This is a genomic window from Microvirga aerophila (assembly GCF_003332305.1).
GTDB classification, from domain to species: Bacteria; Pseudomonadota; Alphaproteobacteria; order Rhizobiales; family Beijerinckiaceae; genus Microvirga; species Microvirga aerophila.
This window is the reverse complement of sequence record NZ_QOIO01000004.1, coordinates 133479-158021: the sequence shown is the minus strand read 5'-3', so window position 1 is coordinate 158021 and position 24543 is coordinate 133479. Positions and strand designations below refer to the sequence as shown.

General features: G+C 62.4%; 23 protein-coding genes, 2 tRNA genes and 1 pseudogene. 9 read left to right on the top strand and 17 right to left on the bottom strand.

Annotation, left to right across the window (positions count from 1 at the left end):
• Positions 1 to 3058: tandem-95 repeat protein (locus DRB19_RS04210; RefSeq protein WP_162815580.1), on the top strand; the 3058-nt coding region annotated here is incomplete at its 5' end.
• A gap of 454 nt (positions 3059 to 3512) precedes the next feature.
• Here DRB19_RS04210 and DRB19_RS31010 read toward each other — a convergent pair.
• From DRB19_RS31010 to DRB19_RS04185, 5 genes and pseudogenes are all read right to left on the bottom strand, one after another.
• Positions 3513 to 4155, bottom strand: a pseudogene (locus tag DRB19_RS31010) (IS701 family transposase); the annotation flags it as partial.
• Positions 4156 to 4384: 229 nt separating this feature from the next.
• A tRNA-His gene (locus tag DRB19_RS04200) sits at positions 4385 to 4461 on the bottom strand.
• Positions 4462 to 4582: 121 nt separating this feature from the next.
• Positions 4583 to 5557, bottom strand: coding sequence for a tripartite tricarboxylate transporter substrate binding protein BugD (locus DRB19_RS04195; protein ID WP_174799946.1), 975 nt, complete (start codon positions 5555 to 5557; stop codon positions 4583 to 4585).
• Between the two features lie 61 nt (positions 5558 to 5618).
• Positions 5619 to 7121: a tripartite tricarboxylate transporter permease gene (locus DRB19_RS04190; RefSeq protein WP_114184776.1), complete on the bottom strand. Its 1503-nt coding sequence runs from the start codon at positions 7119 to 7121 to the stop codon at positions 5619 to 5621.
• Complete coding sequence (locus DRB19_RS04185) at positions 7121 to 7789, bottom strand: tripartite tricarboxylate transporter TctB family protein (RefSeq protein ID WP_114184775.1); 669 nt, start codon at positions 7787 to 7789, stop codon at positions 7121 to 7123. Before DRB19_RS04185 ends, DRB19_RS04190 begins: the two co-directional genes overlap by 1 nt.
• A 269-nt stretch (positions 7790 to 8058) precedes the next feature.
• On the opposite strand from DRB19_RS04185, the gene DRB19_RS04180 reads away from it, so the two are divergent.
• The 3 genes from DRB19_RS04180 to DRB19_RS04170 all read left to right on the top strand — a co-directional run bounded on the left by DRB19_RS04180 (position 8059) and on the right by DRB19_RS04170 (position 9958).
• Complete coding sequence (locus DRB19_RS04180) at positions 8059 to 8805, top strand: TerC family protein (protein ID WP_114184774.1); 747 nt, start codon at positions 8059 to 8061, stop codon at positions 8803 to 8805.
• Between the two features lie 131 nt (positions 8806 to 8936).
• A complete protein-coding gene (locus tag DRB19_RS04175) occupies positions 8937 to 9635 on the top strand; it encodes an AzlC family ABC transporter permease (RefSeq protein WP_114184794.1) in 699 nt (232 codons plus the stop codon).
• Positions 9632 to 9958, top strand: a complete 327-nt coding sequence (locus DRB19_RS04170) for an AzlD family protein (RefSeq protein ID WP_114184773.1) — start codon at positions 9632 to 9634, stop codon at positions 9956 to 9958. Before DRB19_RS04175 ends, DRB19_RS04170 begins: the two co-directional genes overlap by 4 nt.
• Here DRB19_RS04170 and DRB19_RS04165 read toward each other — a convergent pair.
• The 5 genes from DRB19_RS04165 to murA all read right to left on the bottom strand — a co-directional run bounded on the left by DRB19_RS04165 (position 9935) and on the right by murA (position 14039).
• Positions 9935 to 10405: an arsenate-mycothiol transferase ArsC gene (locus DRB19_RS04165; RefSeq protein ID WP_276330595.1), complete on the bottom strand. Its 471-nt coding sequence runs from the start codon at positions 10403 to 10405 to the stop codon at positions 9935 to 9937. The two genes, DRB19_RS04170 and DRB19_RS04165, sit on opposite strands and share 24 nt — an antisense overlap.
• Positions 10406 to 10408: 3 nt before the next feature.
• Entirely contained in the window at positions 10409 to 10894 is a 486-nt protein-coding gene (locus DRB19_RS04160; protein ID WP_114184772.1) for a UPF0262 family protein, read from the bottom strand.
• Between the two features lie 16 nt (positions 10895 to 10910).
• On the bottom strand, positions 10911 to 12203 hold the full coding sequence (hisD, locus tag DRB19_RS04155) for a histidinol dehydrogenase (protein WP_114184771.1): 1293 nt from the start codon (positions 12201 to 12203) through the stop codon (positions 10911 to 10913).
• Positions 12203 to 12640: a DUF2948 family protein gene (locus DRB19_RS04150; RefSeq protein WP_114184770.1), complete on the bottom strand. Its 438-nt coding sequence runs from the start codon at positions 12638 to 12640 to the stop codon at positions 12203 to 12205. Before DRB19_RS04150 ends, hisD begins: the two co-directional genes overlap by 1 nt.
• Positions 12641 to 12749: 109 nt before the next feature.
• Positions 12750 to 14039 carry a UDP-N-acetylglucosamine 1-carboxyvinyltransferase gene (gene murA, locus DRB19_RS04145; RefSeq protein ID WP_114184769.1) on the bottom strand — a complete coding sequence of 430 codons (1290 nt, stop codon included), beginning with the start codon at positions 14037 to 14039 and terminating at the stop codon, positions 12750 to 12752.
• Positions 14040 to 14424: 385 nt separating this feature from the next.
• On the opposite strand from murA, the gene hemA reads away from it, so the two are divergent.
• Positions 14425 to 15651 carry a 5-aminolevulinate synthase gene (gene hemA / locus DRB19_RS04140; RefSeq protein WP_114184768.1) on the top strand — a complete coding sequence of 409 codons (1227 nt, stop codon included), beginning with the start codon at positions 14425 to 14427 and terminating at the stop codon, positions 15649 to 15651.
• A 65-nt stretch (positions 15652 to 15716) separates the two neighbouring features.
• Positions 15717 to 15791, top strand: a tRNA-Thr gene (locus DRB19_RS04135).
• Positions 15792 to 15948: 157 nt separating this feature from the next.
• Here DRB19_RS04135 and DRB19_RS04130 read toward each other — a convergent pair.
• From DRB19_RS04130 to DRB19_RS04115, 4 genes are all read right to left on the bottom strand, one after another.
• On the bottom strand, positions 15949 to 16281 hold the full coding sequence (locus tag DRB19_RS04130) for a putative quinol monooxygenase (protein WP_245439271.1): 333 nt from the start codon (positions 16279 to 16281) through the stop codon (positions 15949 to 15951).
• Between the two features lie 196 nt (positions 16282 to 16477).
• On the bottom strand, positions 16478 to 17761 hold the full coding sequence (locus DRB19_RS04125; RefSeq protein ID WP_114184767.1) for a PQQ-dependent sugar dehydrogenase: 1284 nt from the start codon (positions 17759 to 17761) through the stop codon (positions 16478 to 16480).
• A complete protein-coding gene (locus tag DRB19_RS04120; RefSeq protein ID WP_114184766.1) occupies positions 17758 to 18189 on the bottom strand; it encodes a DUF2231 domain-containing protein in 432 nt (143 codons plus the stop codon). The genes DRB19_RS04125 and DRB19_RS04120 overlap by 4 nt, the downstream gene beginning before the upstream one ends.
• Positions 18190 to 18609: 420 nt before the next feature.
• A complete protein-coding gene (locus DRB19_RS04115; RefSeq protein ID WP_114184765.1) occupies positions 18610 to 19695 on the bottom strand; it encodes a PLP-dependent cysteine synthase family protein in 1086 nt (361 codons plus the stop codon).
• Between the two features lie 333 nt (positions 19696 to 20028).
• Here DRB19_RS04115 and DRB19_RS04110 point away from each other — a divergent pair, with 333 nt between their 5' ends.
• A complete protein-coding gene (locus DRB19_RS04110) occupies positions 20029 to 20238 on the top strand; it encodes a cupin domain-containing protein (protein ID WP_114184764.1) in 210 nt (69 codons plus the stop codon).
• A gap of 185 nt (positions 20239 to 20423) precedes the next feature.
• Here DRB19_RS04110 and DRB19_RS04105 read toward each other — a convergent pair whose 3' ends face one another.
• The 3 genes from DRB19_RS04105 to DRB19_RS04095 are packed head-to-tail and all read right to left on the bottom strand — an operon-like array spanning position 20424 to position 23100.
• Positions 20424 to 21182, bottom strand: coding sequence for an SDR family NAD(P)-dependent oxidoreductase (locus DRB19_RS04105; RefSeq protein WP_114184763.1), 759 nt, complete (start codon positions 21180 to 21182; stop codon positions 20424 to 20426).
• Positions 21183 to 21211: 29 nt separating this feature from the next.
• Positions 21212 to 21859, bottom strand: coding sequence for a response regulator (locus DRB19_RS04100; protein WP_114184762.1), 648 nt, complete (start codon positions 21857 to 21859; stop codon positions 21212 to 21214).
• A gap of 50 nt (positions 21860 to 21909) precedes the next feature.
• On the bottom strand, positions 21910 to 23100 hold the full coding sequence (locus DRB19_RS04095) for a sensor histidine kinase (RefSeq protein ID WP_162815579.1): 1191 nt from the start codon (positions 23098 to 23100) through the stop codon (positions 21910 to 21912).
• Between the two features lie 215 nt (positions 23101 to 23315).
• On the opposite strand from DRB19_RS04095, the gene DRB19_RS04090 reads away from it, so the two are divergent.
• Positions 23316 to 23795, top strand: coding sequence for a fasciclin domain-containing protein (locus tag DRB19_RS04090; protein ID WP_114184760.1), 480 nt, complete (start codon positions 23316 to 23318; stop codon positions 23793 to 23795).
• 323 nt (positions 23796 to 24118) lie between these two features.
• Positions 24119 to 24292, top strand: coding sequence for a hypothetical protein (locus DRB19_RS30570; RefSeq protein WP_170148901.1), 174 nt, complete (start codon positions 24119 to 24121; stop codon positions 24290 to 24292).
• Positions 24293 to 24543 lie beyond the last annotated feature (251 nt).

Sequence of the window (24543 nt, the reverse complement as noted above, 5' to 3'; positions counted from 1 at the left end):
CGTGCTCGCCAACGACACGGACGTGGACGGTCCCTCAAAGACGATTGCCTCGGTGAAGGTCGACGCGGCTCAGGGCACAGCCGAGATCGTGGACGGCAAGGTCGTGTTCACGGCGGCCAAGGACTTCAACGGCGATGCGACCATCACCTACACGGTGAGCGATGGCACGCTGAGCGATGAAGGCCAGGCCGTTGTGAAGGTGACGCCGGTCAACGACAAGCCGGTGGCGGTGAATGACGCGCTCAAGACGAGCGAGGACACCCCGCTGACGGTTGCGGCGGCGGATCTGGTCACAAACGACACGGACGTGGATAGCGCCTCGCTGTCGGTCTCGGCCGTGACTCAGGGCGGCCACGGCACGGTGGAGCTGAAGAACGGCCAGATCACCTACACGCCGGAGGCCAACTTCTCCGGCACCGACACCTTCACCTACACGGTGACGGATGGCCAGGGGAACGAGTCCACGGCTACGGCGAGCGTCACGGTCACGGTGGACGCCGTCAACGACAAGCCGGTGGCGGTGGACGACACCGGCACGGTGGCCGAGGAAGGCACGGTCACGATCGACGTGCTCGCCAACGACACGGACGTGGACGGTCCCTCAAAGACGATTGCCTCGGTGAAGGTCGACGCGGCTCAGGGCACAGCCGAGATCGTGGACGGCAAGGTCGTGTTCACGGCGGCCAAGGACTTCAACGGCGATGCGACCATCACCTACACGGTGAGCGATGGCACGCTGAGCGATGAAGGCCAGGCCGTTGTGAAGGTGACGCCGGTCAACGACAAGCCGGTGGCGGTGAATGACGCGCTCAAGACGAGCGAGGACACCCCGCTGACGGTTGCGGCGGCGGATCTGGTCACAAACGACACGGACGTGGATAGCGCCTCGCTGTCGGTCTCGGCCGTGACTCAGGGCGGCCACGGCACGGTGGAGCTGAAGAACGGCCAGATCACCTACACGCCGGAGGCCAACTTCTCCGGCACCGACACCTTCACCTACACGGTGACGGATGGCCAGGGGAACGAGTCCACGGCTACGGCGAGCGTCACGGTCACGGTGGACGCCGTCAACGACAAGCCGGTGGCGGTGGACGACACCGGCACGGTGGCCGAGGAAGGCACGGTCACGATCGACGTGCTCGCCAACGACACGGACGTGGACGGTCCCTCAAAGACGATTGCCTCGGTGAAGGTCGACGCGGCTCAGGGCACAGCCGAGATCGTGGACGGCAAGGTCGTGTTCACGGCGGCCAAGGACTTCAACGGCGATGCGACCATCACCTACACGGTGAGCGATGGCACGCTGAGCGATGAAGGCCAGGCCGTTGTGAAGGTGACGCCGGTCAACGACAAGCCGGTGGCGGTGAATGACGCGCTCAAGACGAGCGAGGACACCCCGCTGACGGTTGCGGCGGCGGATCTGGTCACAAACGACACGGACGTGGATAGCGCCTCGCTGTCGGTCTCGGCCGTGACTCAGGGCGGCCACGGCACGGTGGAGCTGAAGAACGGCCAGATCACCTACACGCCGGAGGCCAACTTCTCCGGCACCGACACCTTCACCTACACGGTGACGGATGGCCAGGGGAACGAGTCCACGGCTACGGCGAGCGTCACGGTCACGGTGGACGCCGTCAACGACAAGCCGGTGGCGGTGGACGACACCGGCACGGTGGCCGAGGAAGGCACGGTCACGATCGACGTGCTCGCCAACGACACGGACGTGGACGGTCCCTCAAAGACGATTGCCTCGGTGAAGGTCGACGCGGCTCAGGGCACAGCCGAGATCGTGGACGGCAAGGTCGTGTTCACGGCGGCCAAGGACTTCAACGGCGATGCGACCATCACCTACACGGTGAGCGATGGCACGCTGAGCGATGAAGGCCAGGCCGTTGTGAAGGTGACGCCGGTCAACGACAAGCCGGTGGCGGTGAAGGCGGTTGCTGACCAGTCCTCGGCTGAGGATGCGGCGTGGAGCTTCGTGGTTTCGCCCGGCACGTTCTCGGATGTGGATGGCGATGCCCTGACGCTCTCGGCAAGACTCGGGAACGGCGGAGCGCTGCCGACCTGGCTCAGCTTCAATGCCGCCACGCAGACGTTCTCGGGTACCCCGCCTAAGGACTTCAATGGCGACATCGAGCTCACGGTCACGGCCAGCGATGGCACGCTGTCGGCGTCCGACACCTTCAAGCTGACCATCACCCCGGTCAACGACGCGCCGGTGGCTGTAGCTGATTCCTTCGGGGCCGACATAAAGACAGCAAAGATCTATGAGGGGACAGAGTACATCATTGATGTTTCTGAGCTCTTAGCTAATGACACCGACGCGGAGGGAGATGTAATCAGCCTCGTACCAAACTCGATCTCGGGCGCGACCAAGGGGCTGCTTGGCACTGTTGTCGAAAACGGCAAAACCTATGTAACCTACACGTACAACGGCCCGTCGCTCGCTGATGGATCGATAGGATCTGACTCGTTCCGGTACTCCGTTAGTGACGGAAAGGGAGGAGCGTCTCAGGGAACAGTTGACCTCAAAATCACCGGCCTACCTAATACAAGCATTCCAGCTACAAACGCAGCTGATGTGTTGAGCGGTGACAAAAAAGGCATTGCGAACGACTACATCGATGGTCTTAACGGCGATGATGCGATCTCAGGCCTAGGTGGCAATGACAAGCTGATGGGTAACAATGGCATCGACAAGCTCTACGGCGGCAGTGGAGCTGACATTATTGATGGCGGTCGGGGCGACGATTTGCTCGAGGGTGGACGCGATAACGATTTCCTAACGGGCGGACTAGGTGCCGATACGTTTGTCTTCGGAATGCTCGAGAATGGCGTCTCGGTTAACACTGGTACTGATCGGATCCAGGATTTCAAGCCCGGCGTAGACGACATTGTTCTAAATGCCGGGGTAACCATCACAAGTCTTGGACCTCAGTCAGACCTAAACGGAGATAAGATGCTAGATACGGTACTGAACCTCAGCAATGGTGGGAAAGTTGAGATCCTAGATATCAGTCACCTATCGTTGGCGGACTGGCAGTTGATAGCATAAACAACTAAGCCATTATACGACGAGGAGAAGGGAGGCGGACCAGCCTCCTTTCGAATCCAATTATTTACGAGAACAAACATCTTAACAGTAATCGAAGCGGCTTTACTCACATGCAAAGAATCTTGAGTAGGCCAACCACAATGTATGCTCCCGGTTGTGTGCGACCGCAGATCGTGAACTGCTGAGTTGTATCCCATAATCTTCTGACCAACGGTTTGCACGAGGCCGTGGTCAGATGGTTGACTTAACGTTAGAAGCCAATGTCCTCGCTTATCGTGAAATGTGTTTGGTAGCGGAACGTTGTTGGGACCGGGTGCTTTGGGCGATTGAGAACTATACGTGGCGCTTCGATGGCGCGCGGCGCCACGCGGACTAGGCGATCACGACGGCAGGCTCGATCCGGCCCTGTTGGAGGCGTGTGGCCACACGGCGGATTTCCTGGACAGACCTCGCACTAGCGCTGTCGCCTGGCTTCATCGTTTCTTTTTGGGATAAGGTGAGCGCGCTGGCGCACCACCGCCATCATGGCAAAGGCCAGCATCACCAGTGAGACATGCTGGTGCCAGCCACGCTAGGAGCGGGTTTCGTTGTGGGTGAGCCCCAGTTCGGTCTTCGCCGTCTTGAAGGCATCTTCGATAGCCCAGCGCTGCCCCTCCACCCGCGCCAGCTCTTCGGTCGGTGGCCGACCGGACACCAGGTCGCGAAGAACGCCAGAGCCTGATCAGAGATGGTGCGCCGGATCAGCAGCCCCGTATCCACAGGCCGGTGAGATCAATCTTTATATTCCTCCGCCCTGAGATGCGCCAACTGGACATAGGCCCATTCATACAGGCGCTCTCCCTTGGTGCCGTCTCCCGCCGACAGGCATCGCCAAACCTCACAGGGAAGAGCCTTCGCGATCTGCTCGGCCGTGCCGGCAACTTCAGGTTTGTCGATCCAGGAAGAGAACTGATCGGCGGCGTGAACCCCAGCACATAGCTTTTGCTGGCCCGTCGCAGCTGCATCTCCAGTTTTCCGATGCCATAGATCGTGTCGGTGGCCACCCACGCGAATGGCACGCCGGCCGCCATGGCACGCTCGATCATCTGCGCGAGCCCGGAAGGGGGCACCTGCTTATGGGATACGGACGCGCAAAACTTATGGTGCGCATTGCAACGAAAGAACAATCACTTGTCAGATCTGGTGACACACTTATGAAGTGTGTAGCAAGCTGTCCCATTGGGTAGCTTTGCCTTTAGCGTCCCGCTTGCTTCCCATATGCTTCCCAATTCAGATTTCTGGGAAGCAGCTCTCGAACCTACGAGGCATTAAGTTATTGATTTTGAATGGTACAGCCGCCCCGGCTCGAACGGGGGACCCCCAGATCCACAATCTGGTGCTCTAACCAACTGAGCTACGGCTGCACGCGAGGCAGGGTTTAATCGCCTGAGCGACCAATTTCAAGGCTTGTTTGACGTCGCAGCGCCAGAAAACGGAAAACGGCGGGCGAGGTGCCCGCCGTTTCTGAGGATTTGGGTTGTTGCCTTATTCGGCCGTGGCGCCCGCTGCCTTGAGAACCGGGGTCCAGCGCGCCACTTCGCTCTCGACGAGCTTCTGCAGGGCTTCCGGCGAGCGCTCGGCGCCGGTCGGGAGCACGCCGCCCAGGTCGAGAAGGCGCTTCTTGGTGTTTTCGTCGTCGAGGGCTTTCACGAGGGCGTCGTTCAGCTTCTTGACGATTTCCGGCGGGGTGCCCTTGGGCGCGAACATCGCGTTCCAGGCGCTTACCTCGTAGCCTTCGAGGCCAGCTTCCTTGGTGGTCGGCACGTTCGGCAGCGCGGGAGAGCGCTGGGCAGTCGCGATCGCGAAAGCCTTGATGTTACCGCCCTGGATCTGCGGCGCCACGTTGACGATCTGGTCGGTCATGAAGTCCACCGTGTTCGCCATCAGGTCGTTCAAGGCCGGGCCCGTGCCGCGATAGGCCACCATGGTGGGCTTGGCCTTGATGACCGAATTGAAGAAGATGCCGGTGGAGTGGGAGACCGAGCCCACGCCCGCATGGGCCATGTTCACCTTCTCGCCGTTGGCCTTCATGTAGTCGAGGAAGCCCTTCAGGTCGTTGGCCGGGAAGTCCTTCTTGGCCACGATCAGGATCGGCGTGCCGGCCGCGAGGCCGATCGGTGCGAAGTCCTTCGTCGGATCGTATTTCAGGTTGGGGTAGAGGGCCGGCGCAGCGCCGTGGGTTCCCATGTGGCCCATCATGATGGTGTAGCCGTCAGGCTGGGATTGAGCCGCCCGGGTGATGCCGGTGGTGCCGCCCGCGCCTGCCACGTTCTCGATAACGATCTGCTGCCCGAGGGTGCGGGACATGTGATCGCTGACGATACGAGCGATCACGTCCGTCGGTCCGCCAGCGGCGAACGGCACGATCATCGTGACCGGGCGTGTGGGGTAAGTCTGCGCCTGAACGCCCGTGGCCGCCAAGCCAACGAGCGCCGCAAGAGCCAATGTCATCTTCTTCATCAGTTTCCTCCCAGGAAAGGTTCTGTCGTTACATTTTGGGCGCCGCTCGCCAGAAGACAAGCTACTCCGTGAAGACCTCGTCCCTCCCCTTCCGAATCGAGGGGAGCAGCGCGAGGACGAGAAGAACCAGCGCAACCAGAAGCAGGCCGGCGCTGATCGGTCGGTCGATGAAGGTGTCGAGCGACCCGCGCGAGATGATGAGCGCGCGCCTCAGGTTTTCCTCCATCAGCTTGCCGAGCACGAAGCCGAGAAGCATCGGCGCGGGCTCGAAGCCGAACTTCATCAGCATATAGCCGACGAGACCAAACAGCCCGATGAACATGACGTCCGTCGGCAACGAGTTGATGGAGTAGATGCCGATGCAGCAGAACATCAGGATCGCCGGGAACATGAGCCGGTACGGCACCTTGAGCAGGCGCACCCACATGCCCACGAGCGGCAGGTTGATGATCAGCAGCATCAGGTTGCCGACCCACATGGAGGCGATCATGCCCCAGAACAGGTCGGGGTTGCGGGTCATGACCTGGGGGCCCGGCACGATGCCGTGGATGGTCATGGCGCCCACCATGAGGGCCATCACGGCGTTGGGCGGGATGCCCAGCGTCAGCAGCGGAATGAAGGATGTTTGCGCGCCGGCATTGTTGGCGCTTTCCGGCCCCGCCACGCCCTCGATGGCGCCGCGCCCGAAGCGGCGCGGGTCCTTGGCGAGCTTCTTCTCGACCGTATAGGCGGCGAACGGCCCGAGTACCGCGCCGTTACCCGGCAGAATGCCAAGGGTTGCGCCGATCAAGGTGCCCCGCAGCACGGGCTTGTAGGCCTGCTTGAAATCGTCCCGATTGGGCAGGAGCCGGCCGATGGCCTGGCGCACCACGTCGCGGGACTCGGTGTGGTCGAGGTTGCGCAGGATCTCGGCGATGCCGAAGATGCCCATGGCCAGCACGGCGAAGTCGATGCCGTCGGCCAGGAACGGCAGCCCGAAAGTCATGCGCTCCTCGCCGGTCTCCAGATCGGTGCCGACCGTGGAGAGCAGCACGCCCACGAGGATCATCGAGATCGCCTTCAGGATCGAGCCCCGCGCCAGCACCACGGCGAACACGAGGCCCATGACCATCAGCGAGAAATACTCGGTGGGCCCGAACACCAGCGCGAGCTTGGTGAGAGGAGCCCCCAGAGCCGCGATGACCAGGGTGGCGACCGTTCCGGCGAAGAACGAGCCGATAGCCGCAATGCCGAGCGCCACGCCTGCTCTGCCCTGGCGGGCCATCTGGTGCCCGTCAAGGGCGGTGACGACGGAGGTCGCTTCACCCGGGATGTTGACCAGAATGGCCGTGGTCGAGCCGCCGTATTGCGCGCCGTAATAGATGCCTGCCAGCATGATCAGCGCGCCCGTGGGATCGAGCCCGAAGGTGATCGGCAGCAGCATGGCGATGGTGGCTATCGGGCCAACACCCGGCAACACCCCGATCAGTGTGCCCACGAGACAGCCCAGAAAGGCGAGACCGAGATTCTGCAACGTCAGCGCAACGCCGAAACCAAGGCTCAGGTTGGAGAAGAGGTCTCCCATCAGATCCTCCCGGTGTGGTCTGCGACGTCGACCGTCCTGGTTGTCCGGCCGCGTCCGGCGAAGAACACCGCGATCGCCACCAGAACCATGACGGCGGCCGTTGCCCGCAGGACCGCCTTCTGGGACCAGTCAGCCGGGAAAAGACCCGCTAGGGCTTGGGGGAAGACCGGGATCGGCAGGTTCAAAAGGTCGCCGAAGAGCACCATGCAGAACGGCGTCAGACTGAGCGCCAGGATCACGAGATCCCGCAGCCGCGCCTCGGGCGTGGCGAAGCCGCCGATGATGATGGCGAGCGGCCCCGCCACCACGAGGCCGAGGCCCGGAACGGACGGGCCTCCGAACGCGAAGGGCCGGATGGTGATGGCGAAGGCCAGGATCGCCCCGATCACCAGCACCGGCCCACGCAGGCTCCAGCGCTCGAGCGCATCCCCGTCCTTAAGGAAGGCGGAGGCCAGCAGGACCAGCCCGCACAGCCCAACCCCGTAAGCCAGCCAGTCCGGCAGCATAGCCGGGCCCATGGCGCGTAAGGAGCCCTGGTCGAGATCCCGCGTGAGCCAGAGGGCAAGCGCCGCAAGGGCGATCAGCAGAAGCCCGCCAGCAAAATTTTGCGGCGCGCGGACCAACCCATGGCGCCCTGCGGCTCCGGGGCTTTCGTCTGAAGTGGACATGGACGCCTCCCGAACGGGCGCGTTTGGCGCGCCCAAATTTTGTTCGATCCAAACCGTGACTAAGCCCTCGCGGGGGATCTAGCAAGTTACGGCAATTTAGCGCGATCGACCGGAAAGACATGGGGTTTCGGCGATATAACCTGTGCCAAAAGCCTGGGGAGAGAATTGACTTTAGTCGTATGTTCCCGCGTTTTTTCGGTTGAAACCCTGCGTCATATCTATAGTTAGGCCCCATCTGGATCCTTGACCCGAAACCTCCCAGGGGCCCCATGGACTATATTTTATCGACGACATTTCTCGTTTCGCTCCTTCAGGTCATTTGGATCGACATCCTGCTCTCGGGCGACAACGCAGTTGTCATCGCCATGGCGTGCCGCTCCCTGCCGGCGCACCAGCGCAAGCTCGGCATCATGCTCGGCGCCGGAACCGCAGTTGGCCTGCGCATCATCTTCGCGTTCCTGATCTCGGAACTTCTCGGCGTCCCGTTCCTGCGCATCGTCGGCGGCCTGCTCCTGTTCTGGATCGCCCTCAAGCTCATCCAGGGCGAGGACGAGGATGCGCATGGCAACATCGAAGCCAGCACCAGCCTCTGGAAGGCTGTGCGCACCATCGCCATCGCCGATGCGGTGATGAGCCTCGACAACGTGGTGGCCATCGCGGCCGCCTCCCGCGGACACCCGGAACTCTTCGTGTTCGGCCTCCTGCTGTCGATTCCGCTCATCATGGTGGGCGCCACCCTGATCACGAACCTGATCACCCGGTTCCCGTTCATCGTCTGGGCCGGAGCGGGGCTTCTCGGCTACATCGCGGCCGAGATGATCGTCACTGATCCGATCGTGCTCGAATGGCTCGCTACCTATCCCGGCCTCACCGTGCCGGATCCGGGGCACCCGCCGCTGGATCTCAAGCCTTCAGCCGCAGTCCTCTACAGCGCCGCCGCCGTCGGAGCGCTCTTCGTGGTGCTCGTCGGCTATGTCCTGGCCCGCAACGCGGGCCGGGGAGCGGCCAAGACTTAAGGACCAATCAAGTCGCGTCGTTGCCCATCGTGAAAGGAACGGGCCCAACCTAAAAAGTGGGCTCCCCTTTCGGGATTGGCGCTCCGGCGCGGTTGACGGGCAAGGCGGTGAAGGGCACAGAGCAAAGCCTCATGTCCACCCTCCGCCCCCACTTCTCCTCTGCCGGCTTCAAGCACGGCGCGCGTCTCGCCGTGCCGGCTTTCCCAGGCTTCATCATGTTTGCCCTGGCGTTTGGCGCAGCAGCCGCCCAGAAGGGGCTGTCGCTCGGCGAGACCCTGGGGCTCAGCGCCTTCGTGTATGCAGGCGCGTCCCAGATGGTCGGCCTTGAGATCTGGCAAAAGGTCTGGACGCCCTCGACGATCCTGACCATCATCACCGTCACGGCGGTGGTGAACGTGCGCATGATCCTGCTGGGGGCCACGCTTCAGCCCTGGCTCAGGGACGAGCCCAAGCTCCGCAGCGCCCTCAATCTCTTCCTCCTCACGGAAGCCGGCTGGATCATCAGCACCCGCTACCACAGCGAGGGGGGACGCGATGTAGGCATCCTCCTCGGCTCGGCAGCCATCCTCTACGTCGTCTGGCTCGGGGCGACTCTCGCAGGCTACTTTGCAGGAGCGTTTGTGCCTGACCCGAGGCGCTTCGGCCTCGACCTTGTCATGCCGGTCTTCTTCAGCATCATGCTGGTTCCCTTGTGGAAGGGCGTAAGGCCCGCCCTGCCGTGGCTCGTCGCAGGGCTCGTTTCCCTCGTGGTCCATGCTCTGGTGCCCGGCTATCTCTTCATCGCAGCCGGCGCATTGGCGGGCGTCGTCGCCGGAATGCTGATCGAATGACCGCTTTCGAGTCCTTCGTGGCCGGCCCCTGGGGCGCGGCGGTCGCCATCGCCGGCATGGCTCTCGTGACCTATCTGTGCCGGATCGCCGGGGTAGTGGTCATGAGCCGCGTCAGGATCACGCCGCGCATCGAGCGCGGTCTTCGCGCGCTGCCCGGCTCGATCATCATGGCGACCATCCTGCCCGTGGTCATCGATGCGGGCGTCCCGGCCATGCTGGCCATCGCGGCGGCGGTCTTCGTCATGGCCGTCACGCGGATCGATCTCGCCAGCCTCGCGGTGGGCCTTGGCGCGATCTCCCTACTCAGGGCCCTTGGCGTCTGATCCCTGCTTGAGCCGCAGACGGATGCGATAGAGCAGGCCGTCGCGCACGTTGCGATAGGCATCGAGAACCTGTTCGCGCGATCCTTGGGCTAGGCTCGGGTCAGGGGTCGGCCAGTATTCCACTTCGGCAGCGACCGTCCGAGTCAGTTCGAGCGCGGCGTGATGCGCTTCCGGCGAAAGCGAGATAATCAGGTCGAAGTTGAGGCCTTCCCACTCCTCCAGCTCCTGGAGCGTATGCGGTTTGTGCTTGGAGCCGTCGATGCCGATCTCGTCGAGGGCCGTCGCCATGAAGCCGTTCACCTCGCCCCGGCGGACGCCTGCGGATTGGACGTAGATGGATTTGCCGAAATAATGCTTTGCGATGGCCTCGGCCATGGGCGAACGGATCGCGTTCATGGCGCAGACGAACAGGACCGACTGGATCCGCTTCGGACGGGATTCCTGCACCCGTCAGCCTTTCCAGTGAAGGGCGAAGATCAGCGTGAAGATCCGGCGCGCCGTGTCGAAATCGAGAATGACCTTCCCGTCGAGGCGCTTCATCAGGAGTTCCGCAGCCTCGTTGTGCAGACCCCGGCGTCCCATGTCGATCGCCTCGATCTGCGCCGATGAAGCGCTGCGGATCGCCGTATAGTAGCTGTCGCAGATCATCTCGTAGTCGCGAATGGCCCGCTTGAACGGCGTCAGCGACAGATGGTGCATGACGAGAGGCGTGCCATCCTGTGCGCGGATGTCCAGGCAGAGCTTCTTGTCCACGAGGGCGATGTGAAGCGTGTAGGGACCGCCGTCGTAATTCGGCAGCGCAAAGCAGTTCGCCTCGACGATGTCGTAGATCGCGATGGCGCGCTCATGCTCCTGATCGGGATTGCCCCGGCCGATGGACGCCTCGTCCAGCGTCACAGCGACAAGCCGGCTTCGCTCCTTCGCTTCACTCGCCATCCCGCCTCCGATCCGGTTACAGGTTCAGGCGGATCGCCACCGATCGCGCATGACCTTCCAGGCCCTCGGACCGTCCGAGGGCGATGGCTGCGGGGCCGAGCGCCCGCAGGGCCTTCGCATCGCATTTCAGGATCGAGGTTCGCTTCATGAAGTCAAGCACGCCCAGGCCCGACGAGAATCGAGCCGACCGGGCCGTCGGCAGAACGTGGTTGGGCCCGCCGACGTAATCCCCGATGGCCTCGGGGGTATGGCTGCCCAGGAAGATCGAGCCCGCATTGCGCACCTTTGCGGCAAGCTCCTCGGCATTGTCAGTCTCGATTTCGAGGTGCTCCGGCGCGAGGCGATCGACCAGCGGAATGGCGTCTTCCAGGCGCTCGACCAGGATGATCGCGCCATAATCCCGCCAGCTCGCTCCGGCGATCTCCGCCTTCGGCAGGGTCTGGAGCTGGCGCTCGACAGCTTTCTCGACGGCGTCCGCAAGCCCTGCATCGTCCGTGACGAGGATCGACTGCGCCACGGGGTCATGCTCGGCCTGAGCCAGCAGATCGGCGGCGATCCAGTCGGGATTGGCGCTGCTGTCGGCGAGAACGAGAACCTCGGACGGGCCGGCGATCATGTCGATGCCGACTTGGCCGAAGACCCGCCGTTTCGCGGCCGCCACATAGGCGTTGCCGGGGCCGGTAATCTTCGCGACGGGTCTGATGGATGCCGTGCCATAGGCAAGGGCCGCAACCGCTTGAGCCCCGCCGACGCGAAAGATCTCATCGACGCCGGCCAGCCGCGCGGCGGCGAGCACGAGCGGGTTGGTCTCGCCCCGCGGAGTCGGCACCACCATCGTGACGCGCGGGACACCCGCGACCTTCGCTGGAACCGCGTTCATCAAGACGGAGGATGGATAGCTCGCGAGCCCGCCGGGAACATAGAGGCCCACGGATTCAAGCGCCGTCCAGCGCCAGCCGAGCGTCACGCCGACCGAATCCGTGGTCATGGAATCCTGTGGACGCTGGGCCCGGTGATAGACCTCGATGCGATCCTTCGCGAGCGCCAAGGCGTCGAGCGTGTCCCGCTGGCACTGCGCCTCCGCGGCATCGATCTCGGCGTCCGACACACGCAGGCTCTCAGCCGTCAGTTCCAGGGCGTCGAAGCGGCGCGTATAGTCGATCAGAGCCTCATCGCCCCGCGCGATCACATCGTCGATGATCGACCGGACGGCCTGATCAACGTCCTCGGAGATTTCACGCTTTGCCGCAAGAAGATCAGCGAAGGCCTGCGGGAAGGAGGTTTCCCGCGCGTCCAGCCTTTGCGCCATCAGAGGCGCTCCGTCACTTGATCATCGTGTGACGGGCAGCTTTCGGCAGCCCAGACGGGTCCCAGGTCTTTCATCTGCATTTCGATGCACTCCACATCGACCTGAATGGCTCCGCCTTCGGCGAAGATCAAGGTGGCAGTGCCGGCGGGCGCATCACGCTCCACGAAAGAAATCGCCAGCAGGTTGAGAAGCGCGTCCTTGTTGCCCTGTTCGATGCCGCGAACGCGCACAGCCGTAACATGCTCGAAATGAAGGCAGGTCAGGCGGCGCTGCGGCGTGTCAGGGGTCTCCCAGTCGAAGCGGCGGGTCTGGATGACAAATCTGCGCTCGCCGGGCAGGTACAGAACATCGCCCACGCGCAGGAGCGCATCCTGGAGATGCGCCGAGACCACGGCAAGATCTTCCGCATCAAGGGCGACGAGTTTCAGGAGATCCATGAGCCTACCAACCTGTTGCTGAGCTGTTACAGGTAGGTAGAGAGCCCATGCGGCCTGCGCAACCTCCCGCCTGGGCGCAGCTTCATCTTTCCCGGGCGTGAAGCGGGGCTTAGCCCCGCAGCCGCTCGATTTCGGCCCCGCAGCGGGCAAGCTTGGCCTCCAGGGCCTCAAACCCGCGATCCAGGTGATAGACCCGGTTGATGGTGGTGTCGCCCTCGGCCACAAGTCCGCCGATCACGAGAGACACCGAGGCGCGCAGATCCGTGGCCATGACGGGCGCGCCCTTGAGGCCGGGAACGCCTTCCACATAGGCGCTGTCGCCGTCGAGCCGGATGTTGGCTCCGAGGCGGGCCAGCTCCTGAACGTGCATGAAGCGGTTCTCGAAGATGGTCTCGCGGATGCGGGAGGTGCCGGAGGCCCGGGTCATCAGCGCCATGAACTGCGCCTGCAGATCGGTCGGGAAGCCCGGGAACGGATCGGTGGTCACGTCCACAGCCCGGATGCCGTTGCCGTTGCGCCGGATGCGGACGCCGCTATGGGTCGGGGTGACTTGCGCCCCGGCCTGCTCCAGCACGTCGAGCGCGAATTGCAGAAGTTCCGGCCGGGTGTTTTCAAGGACCACGTCGCCGCCCGTCATGGCCACCGCCATGGCGTAGGTGCCGGTCTCGATGCGGTCGGGAAGGACGTCATGGGAGGCGCCGCCGAGGCGCGAGACGCCCTCGATCACGATCTCGGACGTTCCGGCGCCCTGGATCTTGGCGCCCATCTTGATCAGGCACTCGGCCAGATCCACCACCTCGGGCTCCCGGGCGGCGTTGCGGATCACCGTGGTGCCATCAGCCAGGGTCGCGGCCATCAGGGCCACGTGGGTGCCGCCGACCGTCACCTTGGGAAAATCGATCTCGGCCCCTTTGAGGCCCTTAGGCGCGGTCGCCACCACGTAGCCGCTGTCGATCTCGATGGCGGCTCCCAGCTTGGCCAGGGCCATGATGAGCAGGTCGACCGGACGGGTTCCGATGGCGCAGCCGCCGGGCATGGACACCTTCGCGTGGCCGAAGCGGGCTAGGAGCGGAGCGATGACCCAGAAGCTCGCCCGCATGGTCGAGACCAGCTCATAGGGCGCGCAGGTGTCGATGATGGCCTTGGACGTCAGGCGGATCGTCTGCCCGGTCTCAGACGATTGCCCAGGACGGCGACCGGCGATGGAATGATCCACACCGAAATTGCTCATGATCCGCAGCAGAGAGGAAATATCCGCCAGCCGCGGCACGTTGCCGAGTTCCAGGGTCTCCTCGGTGAGGAGGCTGGCGATCATAAGAGGCAGGGCCGCGTTCTTAGCGCCCGAGATCGGGATCATGCCGTTGAGAGGCGCGCCGCCCCGGATGCGAATGCGGTCCATCTAGAAAATCCCCTTGCCTTCTGCTTTGGTGAGCTATGCCCTGAGAAAGCCGCCCAAACTAGTCGGACGGCTTGTCGCGCTCGTCGGAAACGCTCAAGCTACCGCTTTCGGTTCCAGCCGAGCTTTCATTACCAGCTGCCTTCACGGCCTGCCGGCCGCGCGCCTGAGCCTTACGCCGTTTCAGGTTCTCTTTCAAAGCCGCTTTGAGCCGGTCGGCTTTTTGTTGCGAATTCATGGCGGATATGGTTCACGCGACCCATCGTCGCCACTATCAGATAATGGCTTCGCAAGCGCCCCTCAACCAGAATATCCCTGCTCCGGATTTTGACCCGGATCAACGTCCTCTGGCATAACTGGGGCATCGCATGGCCCCTCCGATGAGATAATGGATTATCAAAACTTCTTCACGGCAGCGCTTGACCGGCTTCAGGCGGAGCGTCGGTATCGCGTGTTCGCGGATATCGAGCGTCTGGCAGGGCGCTTCCCCGACGCGCTCTGGCATAGCCCGTCCGGACCCCGGCCGATCACCGTGTGGTGCTCCAACGACTATCTGGGCATGGGCCAGCACCGGGACGTCACCCGCGCCATGGTCGAGGCCGCCTGGCGGCTCGGCGCCGGCGCCGGCGGAACCCGCAACATCTCCGGCACCAGCCATCCCATGGTGGCCCTCGAGGCCGAGCTCGCAGACCTGCACGGCAAGGAAGCGGCCTTGGTCTTCACCTCGGGCTACGTGTCGAACCAGACCGGCATCTCCACGCTGGCCAAGCTCATCCCTGGCTGCCTGATCCTGTCGGACGCCCTCAACCACAACTCCATGATCGAGGGTGTGCGCCAGTCCGGTTGCGACAAGGCAATCTTCCGCCACAACGACCTGGAGCATCTGGAAGAGCTGCTCCAGGCAGCCGGCGACCGGCCCAAGCTGATCGTGTTCGAGAGCGTCTATTCCATGGACGGCGACATCGCGCCGATCCATGCGATCTGCGACCTCGCCGAGCGCTACGGTGCCATGACCTATATCGACGAGGTGCACGCGGTCGGCATGTATGGCGAGCGCGGCGGCGGCATTGCCGAACGCGACGGCGCCATGCACCGCATCGACGTAATCGAAGGCACCCTGGCCAAGGCGTTCGGGGTGATGGGCGGCTACATTACGGCCACGAAGGCGGTGGTGGATGCGGTGCGCTCCTTCGCGCCCGGCTTCATCTTCACTACCGCGCTGCCGCCCGCGGTGGCCGCCGCCGCCACGGCATCGATCCGGCACCTCAAAGGTTCGAGCGTCGAGCGGCAGCGGCAGCAGCGGCAGGTGGCGCGCACCAAGGCGGTGCTGACCGGAGCCGGCCTGCCGGTGATGGATACGGTCACGCATATCGTGCCGGTGATAGTGGGCGATGCGGAGGCCTGCAAGGCGGCCACCGACCGGCTTCTGGACAAGCACGGGATCTACATTCAGCCGATCAACTATCCCACCGTGCCGCGAGGCACCGAGCGGCTGCGGATCACCCCCGGCCCCCTCCATACGGACGCCCATATCGACCGCCTCGCCGCCGCCCTCCTGGAGGTCTGGACCGCTCTCGGCCTTCCTCTCCAGCCAAAAGCGCAGGCCGCCGAATAAAGATCGTATTGGCGTCTTGCACACGAGGCCAGGCTGTGGCAGTAAGCGGCCCTCCTCGTTGGCGCGCTGCCGTAGCTCAGTGGTAGAGCACTCCCTTGGTAAGGGAGAGGTCGAGAGTTCAATCCTCTCTGGCAGCACCATCAACAAACCCTTATGAGATAAGGGTTTCAGCGTCCAAAAGCCCCTTCCAACCTCCGACCCTTAACGGCAAATCGCGGCAGAACGTGACGCGAATATGCCGCATCGATCCATGGAACTTCCGTGGAGCCGATTCAGGCTTCGTTCCCTCTCCGTCCCTTACTGGAGATGGACGATGAGCGAGGCGACCAAGTACCTGACCCTCACTCTATCGAATGGCGAAGTCTGGATCTCTGGAGGATCAACAAAGAGATCAGGAGCCCGCTGGATTAAAGCGACTGCGACCTTGCCAGCCAGATGAGCATCTCGCGCAGCCTCATCCGGAAACGCATCAAAGATTGTAAATGTATTGTGATCAAACCGCACTGCGTACCAGGTTGTCGTCCCGGGCTCATCCTCGACGAGAGGCAAGGCAGAACGAAGAAACTCGGCCGCCTCCTCCTCCCGGCCCGCCTTGGCTTCCAGGGGCACATACAGCGCGAGCTTAGCCATTCCAGCGTCACTTTCATTCCGACGGAGTGCCGGCTGAAGGCGATATGGGCAACCGAAAGCGGTTCCTAGATTGACCTAACCGAACCGGATGCTGTCATTCGTCTCGTAGGATGAGGCGGCGTGTCCGTCGCCGGGCCTCAGACAGGCTGGGACCTCAGGGTAGCGGGTTCGCCGATTTTCACTGGACCCGGTGCACTTAGTTCGTCGTAACTCTCCAGACCGTGTTCGACAGGTCGTCGGCGACGATCAAAGCGCCGCGCGGATCCACCGTCACTCCGACCGGCCTTCCCCGCGTGTTGCCGTCGTCAACCAGGAAGCCGGAAACGAAATCGATCGGTTCGCCAGCGGGTCGGCCGTCGCGGAACGGCACGAAGATCACCCGGTAGCCAACCGGCACGCTGCGGTTCCAACTGCCATGCTCTCCGACAAACACGCCCTCGGCGAAAGCTGCGCCCATGGCCGGAGTGGAGAACGCCACGCCGAGTGCTGCTACATGGGACCCCAGGCCATAGTCCGGGCGGATGGCCGAGGCGACTTTTTGCGGGTCCTGCGGTTGTGCGCGTGGGTCGACGTTCTGACCCCAATAGCTGTAGGGCCATCCGTAGAAGCCGCCCTCGCGCACGGACGTTAGGTAATCTGGTACGAGGTTAGGGCCAATCTCATCACGTTCGTTCACAACCGCCCAAAGCTGGCCCGTACCCGGCTGAATGGCGAGAGCCGTAGGGTTGCGCAGGCCCGTCGCGTAAGGCTTGTGGGCGCCCGTCTGTGCATCGATCTGCCAGACCATGGCCCGGTCTTCCTCAGCGTCCATACCGCGCTCGGTAATGTTGCTGTTGGACCCAATGCCGACATAGAGAAAGCGACCGTCGGCGCTGGCGGTCATGGCCTTCGTCCAGTGATGATTGATCACTGCGGGCAGATCCGTGACCTTCGTCGGCTGTCCGCTCGCCTGAGTCTGGCCGTCACGATATTCAAAGCGCACCAATGCATCCTGGTTGGCAACATAGATGGCGCCGTTGATCAGTGCCAGACCATAGGGCGCGTTGAGGCTGTCGGCGAAAACGCCTTGCATTTCATAGGTGCCGTCGCCATCGGCGTCCCGCAGCAGCGTCAGCCGGTTGCCGCCTTTTGCCGAACTTTTGCCGAGGCTCTTGATGAAGCCCGCGATCAGATCCTTGGGACGCAGCGAAGGTGCGTTGCCGCCGGATCCTTCCGCTACCAGGATGTCGCCATTGGGAAGGACCAGGGTCTGACGCGGGATCCTGAGATCTGTGGCGATGGCTTGAATCTTGTATCCCTGCGGCACCTTCGGCAGATCATTGCCCCAGTTGGCTGGCCTTGGGATCTTCATGGAGGGCAACAAGCCGCGCTGCGGTTCGGGCAGATTCGGATTGGAGCCATATTGCGGGGGCTCGGGCTCGCCGTTGCAGGCGGAGAGCGCGAGGGCCATGGTGCCGATCAGGAGCGACGAGCGGATCATTCCACCTCTCCTGTGCGAAATCCGGAATAGCCGATCCAGGCGGCAACCAGGGCCAGAAGCGCAGTGATCGCCGAGAGGTAGAGGCCCTCCGGCATGGTGGCCCAGGCATCCTTTGCATGGACGAGGGCATTGACGAAACCGAGCACCCACATCGCGAGCAGCACGACAAAATAGACTATCAGCCGCCCCTTACGGACCCTTCCCCTGCGAAAGAGATCGACCAGTGCCCAAAGCACGGCGAAAGCGCCGACAAGCAGGCCGCCGGCGATGAGCCAGGACGAGAAATTGGCCCACTGTATGTGGAAGCTCGACCAGTACGCGAGATCGCTGACCAGCGCGCCCAAGAACAGGGGAAGTGGAAAGGCGAGAAGGATAGCGTGAAGGGGGTGGAGCGGTCTCAGAAGACCTGGGCTGAACAGGGCGACCACAGCTTTACCTCTCGTTCCCGGGCTCAAGCTCGTAGCCTACGTCTGGCAAAGGTTCGATGAACCAATGCATCAGCGGTCACTAGGTTTCGTTTCGGATCCGCCGAATTGGGTTCATGTTACCCTCTGCTGCTCGAGCAGATGGTGCCGCACCGTCCAACTGGATCCGGTCCATGTGGCCGGCCAAGCCCGGGTGTCCTAGTATTTACAGCGTGGTGAGACCCTTACGAGCCTTGAGCAGGCTGCTGGGCAATGGGAATGCGGACTCGTTTTGCCGACCGGCAATGTCTACCCGCACAAGGCGCGTCTCGTCGCCAGAAGCTACGAATTCAACCCTGAAACGCCGACGCAAATAGCCAGCATTCATCGAGCGGCTGGAACGTAAAGTTCGATTCGAACCTGCCATCTCCATTGCCGAAGCGATTAGCCTGTCTGGAATCCTGGCGTAGAACGCGACAATGCGATCTCCTCTTCAGTCATGTCCTCGGGAATTCCTTCAAAGAGCGGCGTCGAGAGGTAGCGTTCGCCGGTGTCAGGCAGCATCGCGAGGATCACCGATCCCTCAGGCGCTTTCTCGGCCACTTGCATAGCGACCGCGAACGTGGACCCACCCGAGACGCCGGTGAAAATACCCTCCTTTTGGGCAAGCATCTTGGCCCATTTCGTGCCCTCGGCGCCGGTGATCGGGATCAACTCGTCATAGAACTCGCGGTCTATCGCTTCCTGGAGCACCAGTGGAATGAAGTCGGGGGTCCAGCCCTGGATCGGGTGTGGCTCGAAGGCAGGATGGCTCTCGGCCGGAGCGCCTTTCTCATCACGGCCCTGTGCGCGACCGCTTCCGACGAGTTGCGCGTTCGCCGGTTCGCTCAAGATGATCTTGGTTTCGGGCCGCTCGCGGCGCAGCACCCGCCCGACGCCGGTGACGGTTCCGCCCGTGCCGTACCCAGTCACGAAGTAGTCCAGCCGATGGTCCTTGAAGTCGCCGAGGATCTCGCGCGCCGTCGTCGCCTCATGGATGTCGGCGTTTGCGTCTGTCTCGAACTGCCGGGCGAGGAACCAGCCGTTCGCATCGGCAAGCTCCACGGCCTTCCGATACATTCCAAACCCCTTGGCGGCGCGTGGCGTCAGCACAACCTTGGCGCCGAGCATCCGCATCAGTTTCCGCCGCTCGACCGAGAAGCTGTCGGCCATTGTCACGACTAGGGGATAGCCTTTCTGAGCACAGACCATCGCCAGTCCGATCCCCGTATTGCCGCTTGTCGCCTCGACAACGGTCTGGCCAGGCCTCAGCGCTCCCGCGCGCTCGGCCGCCTCGATGATGCTGATGGCGAGCCGGTCTTTTACCGAGGCCGCAGGGTTAAAGAACTCAGCCTTGACATAAATCGTGGCATGCTTGGGCCCGAGATTGTTGACGCGGATGCAAGGCGTGTCACCGACCGTGTCGACAATGCTTTCGAACAGCCTCCCGCGGCCATCGGTAGTTCGGATCAAAGGTTTCGGGTTATCCATGGCTGGCCCTCCTCATGAATCTCTTAAGCGTGGTGAATGGCTTCAACATGCGACCGCCCTCAAACCATCACCTTGTACGGTCAAATCTGGACGCTGTGAGGGCGTGAGAAGCCGACTACAAGCTGCCTTTAGGGAAATTGAACCCGTGAACCAGGATGGTCCGTTCATGGCACGTTCCGGATAGGCGGTGAACTTCCGCTTTGGACAGGAACATCGGACGTTCCTGTCAGTGAACGAATTTCACTGCCTGACTCAGGGCAGACGTTTAACTGAGCCATTAACTGGAGCAGTGCTCCCATGCGGGTTGCGCTGTGTTAGCGCGAGCGCTGCAAGCTGGCTCACCAGCAAGATTACGAGGTGGTCGGATTTGGGATCTCAGGGCAAGGCGAGTTGGATACCGAGGACCAAGTCGTGCGGCTGGAGCCCGGCGACTCGTGGGTGGTGCTTGCGGGCTCCCAGCATACCTGTCGCATCTTGGTGACCTTCACGGCCATTGAGGCAACCGCTCCTCCAGCCCAAATACATGGCCGTGAGCAGACATGATCTGCCGGCGGGGCGGAACACAGCGGGAGCGTTCGAATGAAGATGTCGCCTCCAAGCATGAGCTGAGCTAAGCCGAACTTCCGCGACAGGACTGTGAAGCCAACCTTCGTAAGGTCAAGCCGGATGGCCGTACCTGGCCCTGAGACAACTCTTAAGTTCGTGTAAGAAGGGCGTTAATTTCCATATCAAAAAGGGATTGGTCGCCCATCCCAGGCAAGGAATTGGCCGGAGTGCGTCGCCGTCAGGGCGTCCGTAACAGCAAGCAGCCGCTCAGCAGAGTACGCCGGTGAGAACGCTTTCTTGATCTTGATGCCAGCCTGAAAGGGATGGCTCAGAGCTGTATCGACCGTTCCAGGGTGGAGCGCGACACACACGGCTTCGGGGCTCTGGCGACTGAGCTCGATCGCAATGGTTCGCATAAACTGGTTCAGGGCTGCCTTCGACGCCCGATAGCCGTACCAGCCCCCGAGGCGGTTGTCCTCAATGCTGCCCACTCGTGCAGAGAGAACAGCAAAGACGCTTTTGCCCGCTTTCGGCACGAGGGGAAGCACATGCTTGGCCACAAGGGCCGGACCAATCGCATTAACGCGGAAGCTCCGCAGAAGATGCTCTGGATCAAGGGTACGATAGGTCTTCTCGGGCTGGAGTGCCGTATCGTGGAGCAGTCCCGTGGCCACCAAGATGAAGCGCAGGGGAGCGCCTTCAACAAGCTGCGCGGCTGCGGCAACAATGCTCGCCTCATCCTCAACGTCGATCTGTCCCACCCGTACGCCAGCCAAGCTCCGATCGGGTCCCGAGCGCGAAAGCGCATGAACGGTTTCGAACCCTTCGGCGGCAAGAAGGTCCGTGACGGCGGATCCGATCCCGCCGGACGCGCCGACGACAAGGGCCTGGGCCGGGCGTTCGAGGCTGTTCAAGCGAGATGATGAGGAAGATGGAGACATCGCAGTCATCGGCTCCTTGCGGCATGAGCTTAGGCTTGGATGATCTGCATCCTGACAGCATAGCGAACCAGGTCGGGCAGGGAGTTGAGCTCCAACTTCCGCATCGCGGCGGTGCGATGCGTCTCCACCGTCTTGACGCTGAGGTCCAGGAGGCGCGCGATCTGCTTGTTGCTATTGCCTTCGGCGAGGAGTTGCACAACCTCGCGTTCGCGTGACGTCAGGCGCTCGGCCGCGGGACCCTCCAGGGTGACCTGTCCTCCTTTGAGGAAGCCGTCCAGGAGAACTTCCGACACACGCCCAGCGAAGTAGGGCTTTTTCTGCGATAGGCTTTCGACGGCCGGGATAAGCTGACGCACGGCATCGGACTTGAGCAGATAGCCCCGGGCGCCAGCACCCAGTACCTCTCTGATCAGCTCCTCGCTCTCGTGCATTGTGAAGATCAGGACCTCGGTATCCGGCAGGCTCTGCCGGATCCGGCGCGTCGCTTCGAGACCATTGAGCTCGGGCATGGACAGGTCGATGACCGCCACATGGGGCCGATGCTGAAGGGCGAGTTCGATGGCTTCCCTGCCGTTCGAGGCTTCTGCGCAGACCTGCCAGCCCACATGTTGCTCCAGGAGATCCTTGAGGCCACGCCGGACGATATCGTGATCATCGGCGAGAAGAATGCGAAGCATGATGGGTCCTAACCGGCTGATGAGGCTTCATCTTGGGACATTGGGGCTGCTCAAAGGGGTTGTTCTGAGCCCACGGGCGCGATCGGTACCCTGGCGCTCACGTGGGTACCCGAAGGGCCCGAACGGATATCGAGCTGGCCGCCGAGTTGCTCAAGGCGCAGCCTCATGCCTGAGATGCCGACACCGATCTGCCGGACCTCCCCGTTGCCTGCCTTCAGGAGGCTCCTGAGCCCTGTGCCACTATCCAGGACGTCGAGTTGAACCATATCGTTGGTCCGGTACAGAGCAAGCCGTGCCCGCTTGCTGCCCGAGTGTCGGTGAACGTTCGACAGCGCCTCCTGGGCGACCCGGTAGAGGGCGGTTGCAGTGGGCCGAGGCAATGGTTCGCCGCTATTCTCGATGCTGATGTCGACCTGAATGCCGCTTCGCTGGGAAAACCCTCTGGCGAGCCAACTCAAGGCGGCCGTGAGCCCGATATCGTCGAGGAGTGGAGGGTGGAGCAGATAGGATAGCGTACGGACCTCCTGAAGGCTCTGCTCGGCCAGTTCGAGGGTCTCCATCAGTGTGCGGCGGGCAAGCTCCCCCACATCGGGCAGCCCCTCGTGCAGGCGCGTTGTGTTCAACGTGATGGCCAGGAGGTTCTGGGCCGTGGTGTCATGAAGCTCCCGCGCGATGGCGCGCCGCTCCTCGTCCTGCAAATGCATGAGGCGGCCGCTCAACCGGGCCAATTCCTCCTGCGTACGTTTGACCTCGGTAATGTCTTCATGGGCGATGACGATCCGGCGCGTCTGCGCCTGGTCCGGTCGGGTCACCCGGAGCTGGAACCAGCGCGGTCCCTGCGGGCTGCGACAGGGATACTCCATCCGAAACTCGCAGCGGTCGCCAGCCATGATGTCCCGCAGCGCCTCCGCGGTTCGCGCCGCATCCTTTGATAAGGCGGCGGCTGCCTCGCAGACAGCCAAGTAATTCATTCCGACCCCGTGGTTGTCGTCAGCATAGCCGGAGGCGTGGGCAAAGGCGCGCCAAGCCTGGTTGACCGCGATGATCGTCCCGGCTTCGTCAAGCACCGCGATATGGGCCGACAGGGCATCCAGAGTGGAGCGCAGCAATGCCTCCGGCTCGACGTCGGGTGCGATCAGGGTCGGCAGCCTGTGAGCCTCCAGCGCCCTTGTGGCCGCGCGACGGCGACTGCGGGGCCTTGGATCTTCGGATGAGGCATGATCAGGGGTGAGATGGTCCATTCTGGCCTCAATCTCGATTGCGGGTCGCTGCTGCATGAGGACATAGGGCGGATTTACGTGGACTTCCCATGGCAGCACGGGAGAAATGCGCTTCCTACGGTGATTATCCGGCTCCCCTCAGGAAACTCCCGATGCAAGGTGGGTCGGACCCTGGACATATCCACCGAGGCTGGCGCCGGTGAACCGACAGGGCGCAGCAATCAGAGGATGGAACAATGAACGCGAAGTATAGTGTTTACGCCGTAGCCGCCATGCTCGTCGCGGCAAGTCCGGCCGCAGCGGCGGACATCGTTGAAACCGCTGTTACCAATGGTAGCTTCAAGACGCTGACGGCCGCTCTTCAGGCCGCCGGACTTGTTGAAACGCTCAAGGGCAAGGGACCCTACACGGTCTTTGCGCCGACCGACGATGCCTTTAAGAAGCTCCCGGCCGGAACGGTCGAGAATCTCCTGAAGCCTGAGAACAAGGCGCAGCTCCAGAAGGTGCTGACCTATCACGTCGTGGCCGGGAACGTCATGTCCAGCGACCTCAAGGGTAAGACGACGAACGCCAAGACCGTCGAGGGCAGCGCCGTGCGGATTGATGCGAGCGGCAACACCGTCAAGGTGGGCGACGCGGTTGTCACACAGGCTGACGTCAACGCATCGAACGGTGTCATCCATGTGATCGACAGCGTGATCATGCCGAAATCCTAGGATCGGCAAAGCTTGTGGATGGCGGTGCGCCGCCATCCCGAACATTCAGGTATTGACGATGCGGTCAACTCCCGATGCCTCCTCACAAGGAGGTGTCCGACTTTGGTGCAGCCCGGAAGCCGATCGAATGATGGCTAGTCATCGTCCTGGCGGACGAAGTCGGGTTTTGCATACAGGTTTGAGCTCATGCTGCGATGCTGCGGACCTCATCGTTCCGGCAACATATTCAAACAAGAGGCTATGGTCAGGATACAGAATGAACTCATCCTTGCCGGACTCCGCCCGTCTTATCCGCCCCATGAGACTGAATCAAAGGGGAGAGAATGGACTTCACAGAAATGACGACTAAAGCCGCAGACACCTTGATGTCGGAAGCTACGCTGGATGAACTCCGAGAGCTGGCGCAAGACTTGCGCGCTTTAGCACCCGACAGCGCCCTCGCCGACCTCGTCGAAGTCAAGATCGAGCAGCTCTCGGCTGGGGGCGAACAGGATTAGCAATCTTCGCTGTGCTTGGGCTGGCACATCATCGCTAAATTCTACTCTAGTATGTGAGGTGTCTTCCATCGGATTCTATTCAACCGTGACGCTTAGAAGGTCCAAAGGGTGAGACGGAGAACCTCAGAATGTCTTCTCCTGGCACGCCTGAGACCTAAGCTCGAAGGCAGCAATCCTCACGTAATCAGACCTTCCGAAAAGTGAATGGACTTCACTGCCTGACCCATACCAGAAATAGCGCACCGGTCAGC

Excerpts from the sequence above, each read along its gene's own strand:
- DRB19_RS04090 (WP_114184760.1), top strand. The coding sequence starts at position 23,316 with ATGAACGCGAAGTATAGTGTTTACGCCGTAGCCGCCATGCTCGTCGCG.
- DRB19_RS04185 (WP_114184775.1), bottom strand. The coding sequence starts at position 7,789 with ATGTCCACTTCAGACGAAAGCCCCGGAGCCGCAGGGCGCCATGGGTTG.
- DRB19_RS04115 (WP_114184765.1), bottom strand. The coding sequence starts at position 19,695 with ATGGATAACCCGAAACCTTTGATCCGAACTACCGATGGCCGCGGGAGG.
- DRB19_RS04125 (WP_114184767.1), bottom strand. The coding sequence starts at position 17,761 with ATGATCCGCTCGTCGCTCCTGATCGGCACCATGGCCCTCGCGCTCTCC.
- hisD (WP_114184771.1), bottom strand. The coding sequence starts at position 12,203 with ATGGCGCAAAGGCTGGACGCGCGGGAAACCTCCTTCCCGCAGGCCTTC.
- murA (WP_114184769.1), bottom strand. The coding sequence starts at position 14,039 with ATGGACCGCATTCGCATCCGGGGCGGCGCGCCTCTCAACGGCATGATC.
- hemA (WP_114184768.1), top strand. The coding sequence starts at position 14,425 with ATGGATTATCAAAACTTCTTCACGGCAGCGCTTGACCGGCTTCAGGCG.
- DRB19_RS04180 (WP_114184774.1), top strand. The coding sequence starts at position 8,059 with ATGGACTATATTTTATCGACGACATTTCTCGTTTCGCTCCTTCAGGTC.
- DRB19_RS04190 (WP_114184776.1), bottom strand. The coding sequence starts at position 7,121 with ATGGGAGACCTCTTCTCCAACCTGAGCCTTGGTTTCGGCGTTGCGCTG.
- DRB19_RS04100 (WP_114184762.1), bottom strand. The coding sequence starts at position 21,859 with ATGCTTCGCATTCTTCTCGCCGATGATCACGATATCGTCCGGCGTGGC.
- DRB19_RS04130 (WP_245439271.1), bottom strand. The coding sequence starts at position 16,281 with ATGGCTAAGCTCGCGCTGTATGTGCCCCTGGAAGCCAAGGCGGGCCGG.
- DRB19_RS04160 (WP_114184772.1), bottom strand. The coding sequence starts at position 10,894 with ATGGCGAGTGAAGCGAAGGAGCGAAGCCGGCTTGTCGCTGTGACGCTG.
- DRB19_RS04175 (WP_114184794.1), top strand. The coding sequence starts at position 8,937 with ATGTCCACCCTCCGCCCCCACTTCTCCTCTGCCGGCTTCAAGCACGGC.
- DRB19_RS04195 (WP_174799946.1), bottom strand. The coding sequence starts at position 5,557 with ATGAAGAAGATGACATTGGCTCTTGCGGCGCTCGTTGGCTTGGCGGCC.
- DRB19_RS04170 (WP_114184773.1), top strand. The coding sequence starts at position 9,632 with ATGACCGCTTTCGAGTCCTTCGTGGCCGGCCCCTGGGGCGCGGCGGTC.
- DRB19_RS04150 (WP_114184770.1), bottom strand. The coding sequence starts at position 12,640 with ATGGATCTCCTGAAACTCGTCGCCCTTGATGCGGAAGATCTTGCCGTG.
- DRB19_RS04105 (WP_114184763.1), bottom strand. The coding sequence starts at position 21,182 with ATGTCTCCATCTTCCTCATCATCTCGCTTGAACAGCCTCGAACGCCCG.
- DRB19_RS04095 (WP_162815579.1), bottom strand. The coding sequence starts at position 23,100 with ATGGACCATCTCACCCCTGATCATGCCTCATCCGAAGATCCAAGGCCC.
- DRB19_RS30570 (WP_170148901.1), top strand. The coding sequence starts at position 24,119 with ATGGACTTCACAGAAATGACGACTAAAGCCGCAGACACCTTGATGTCG.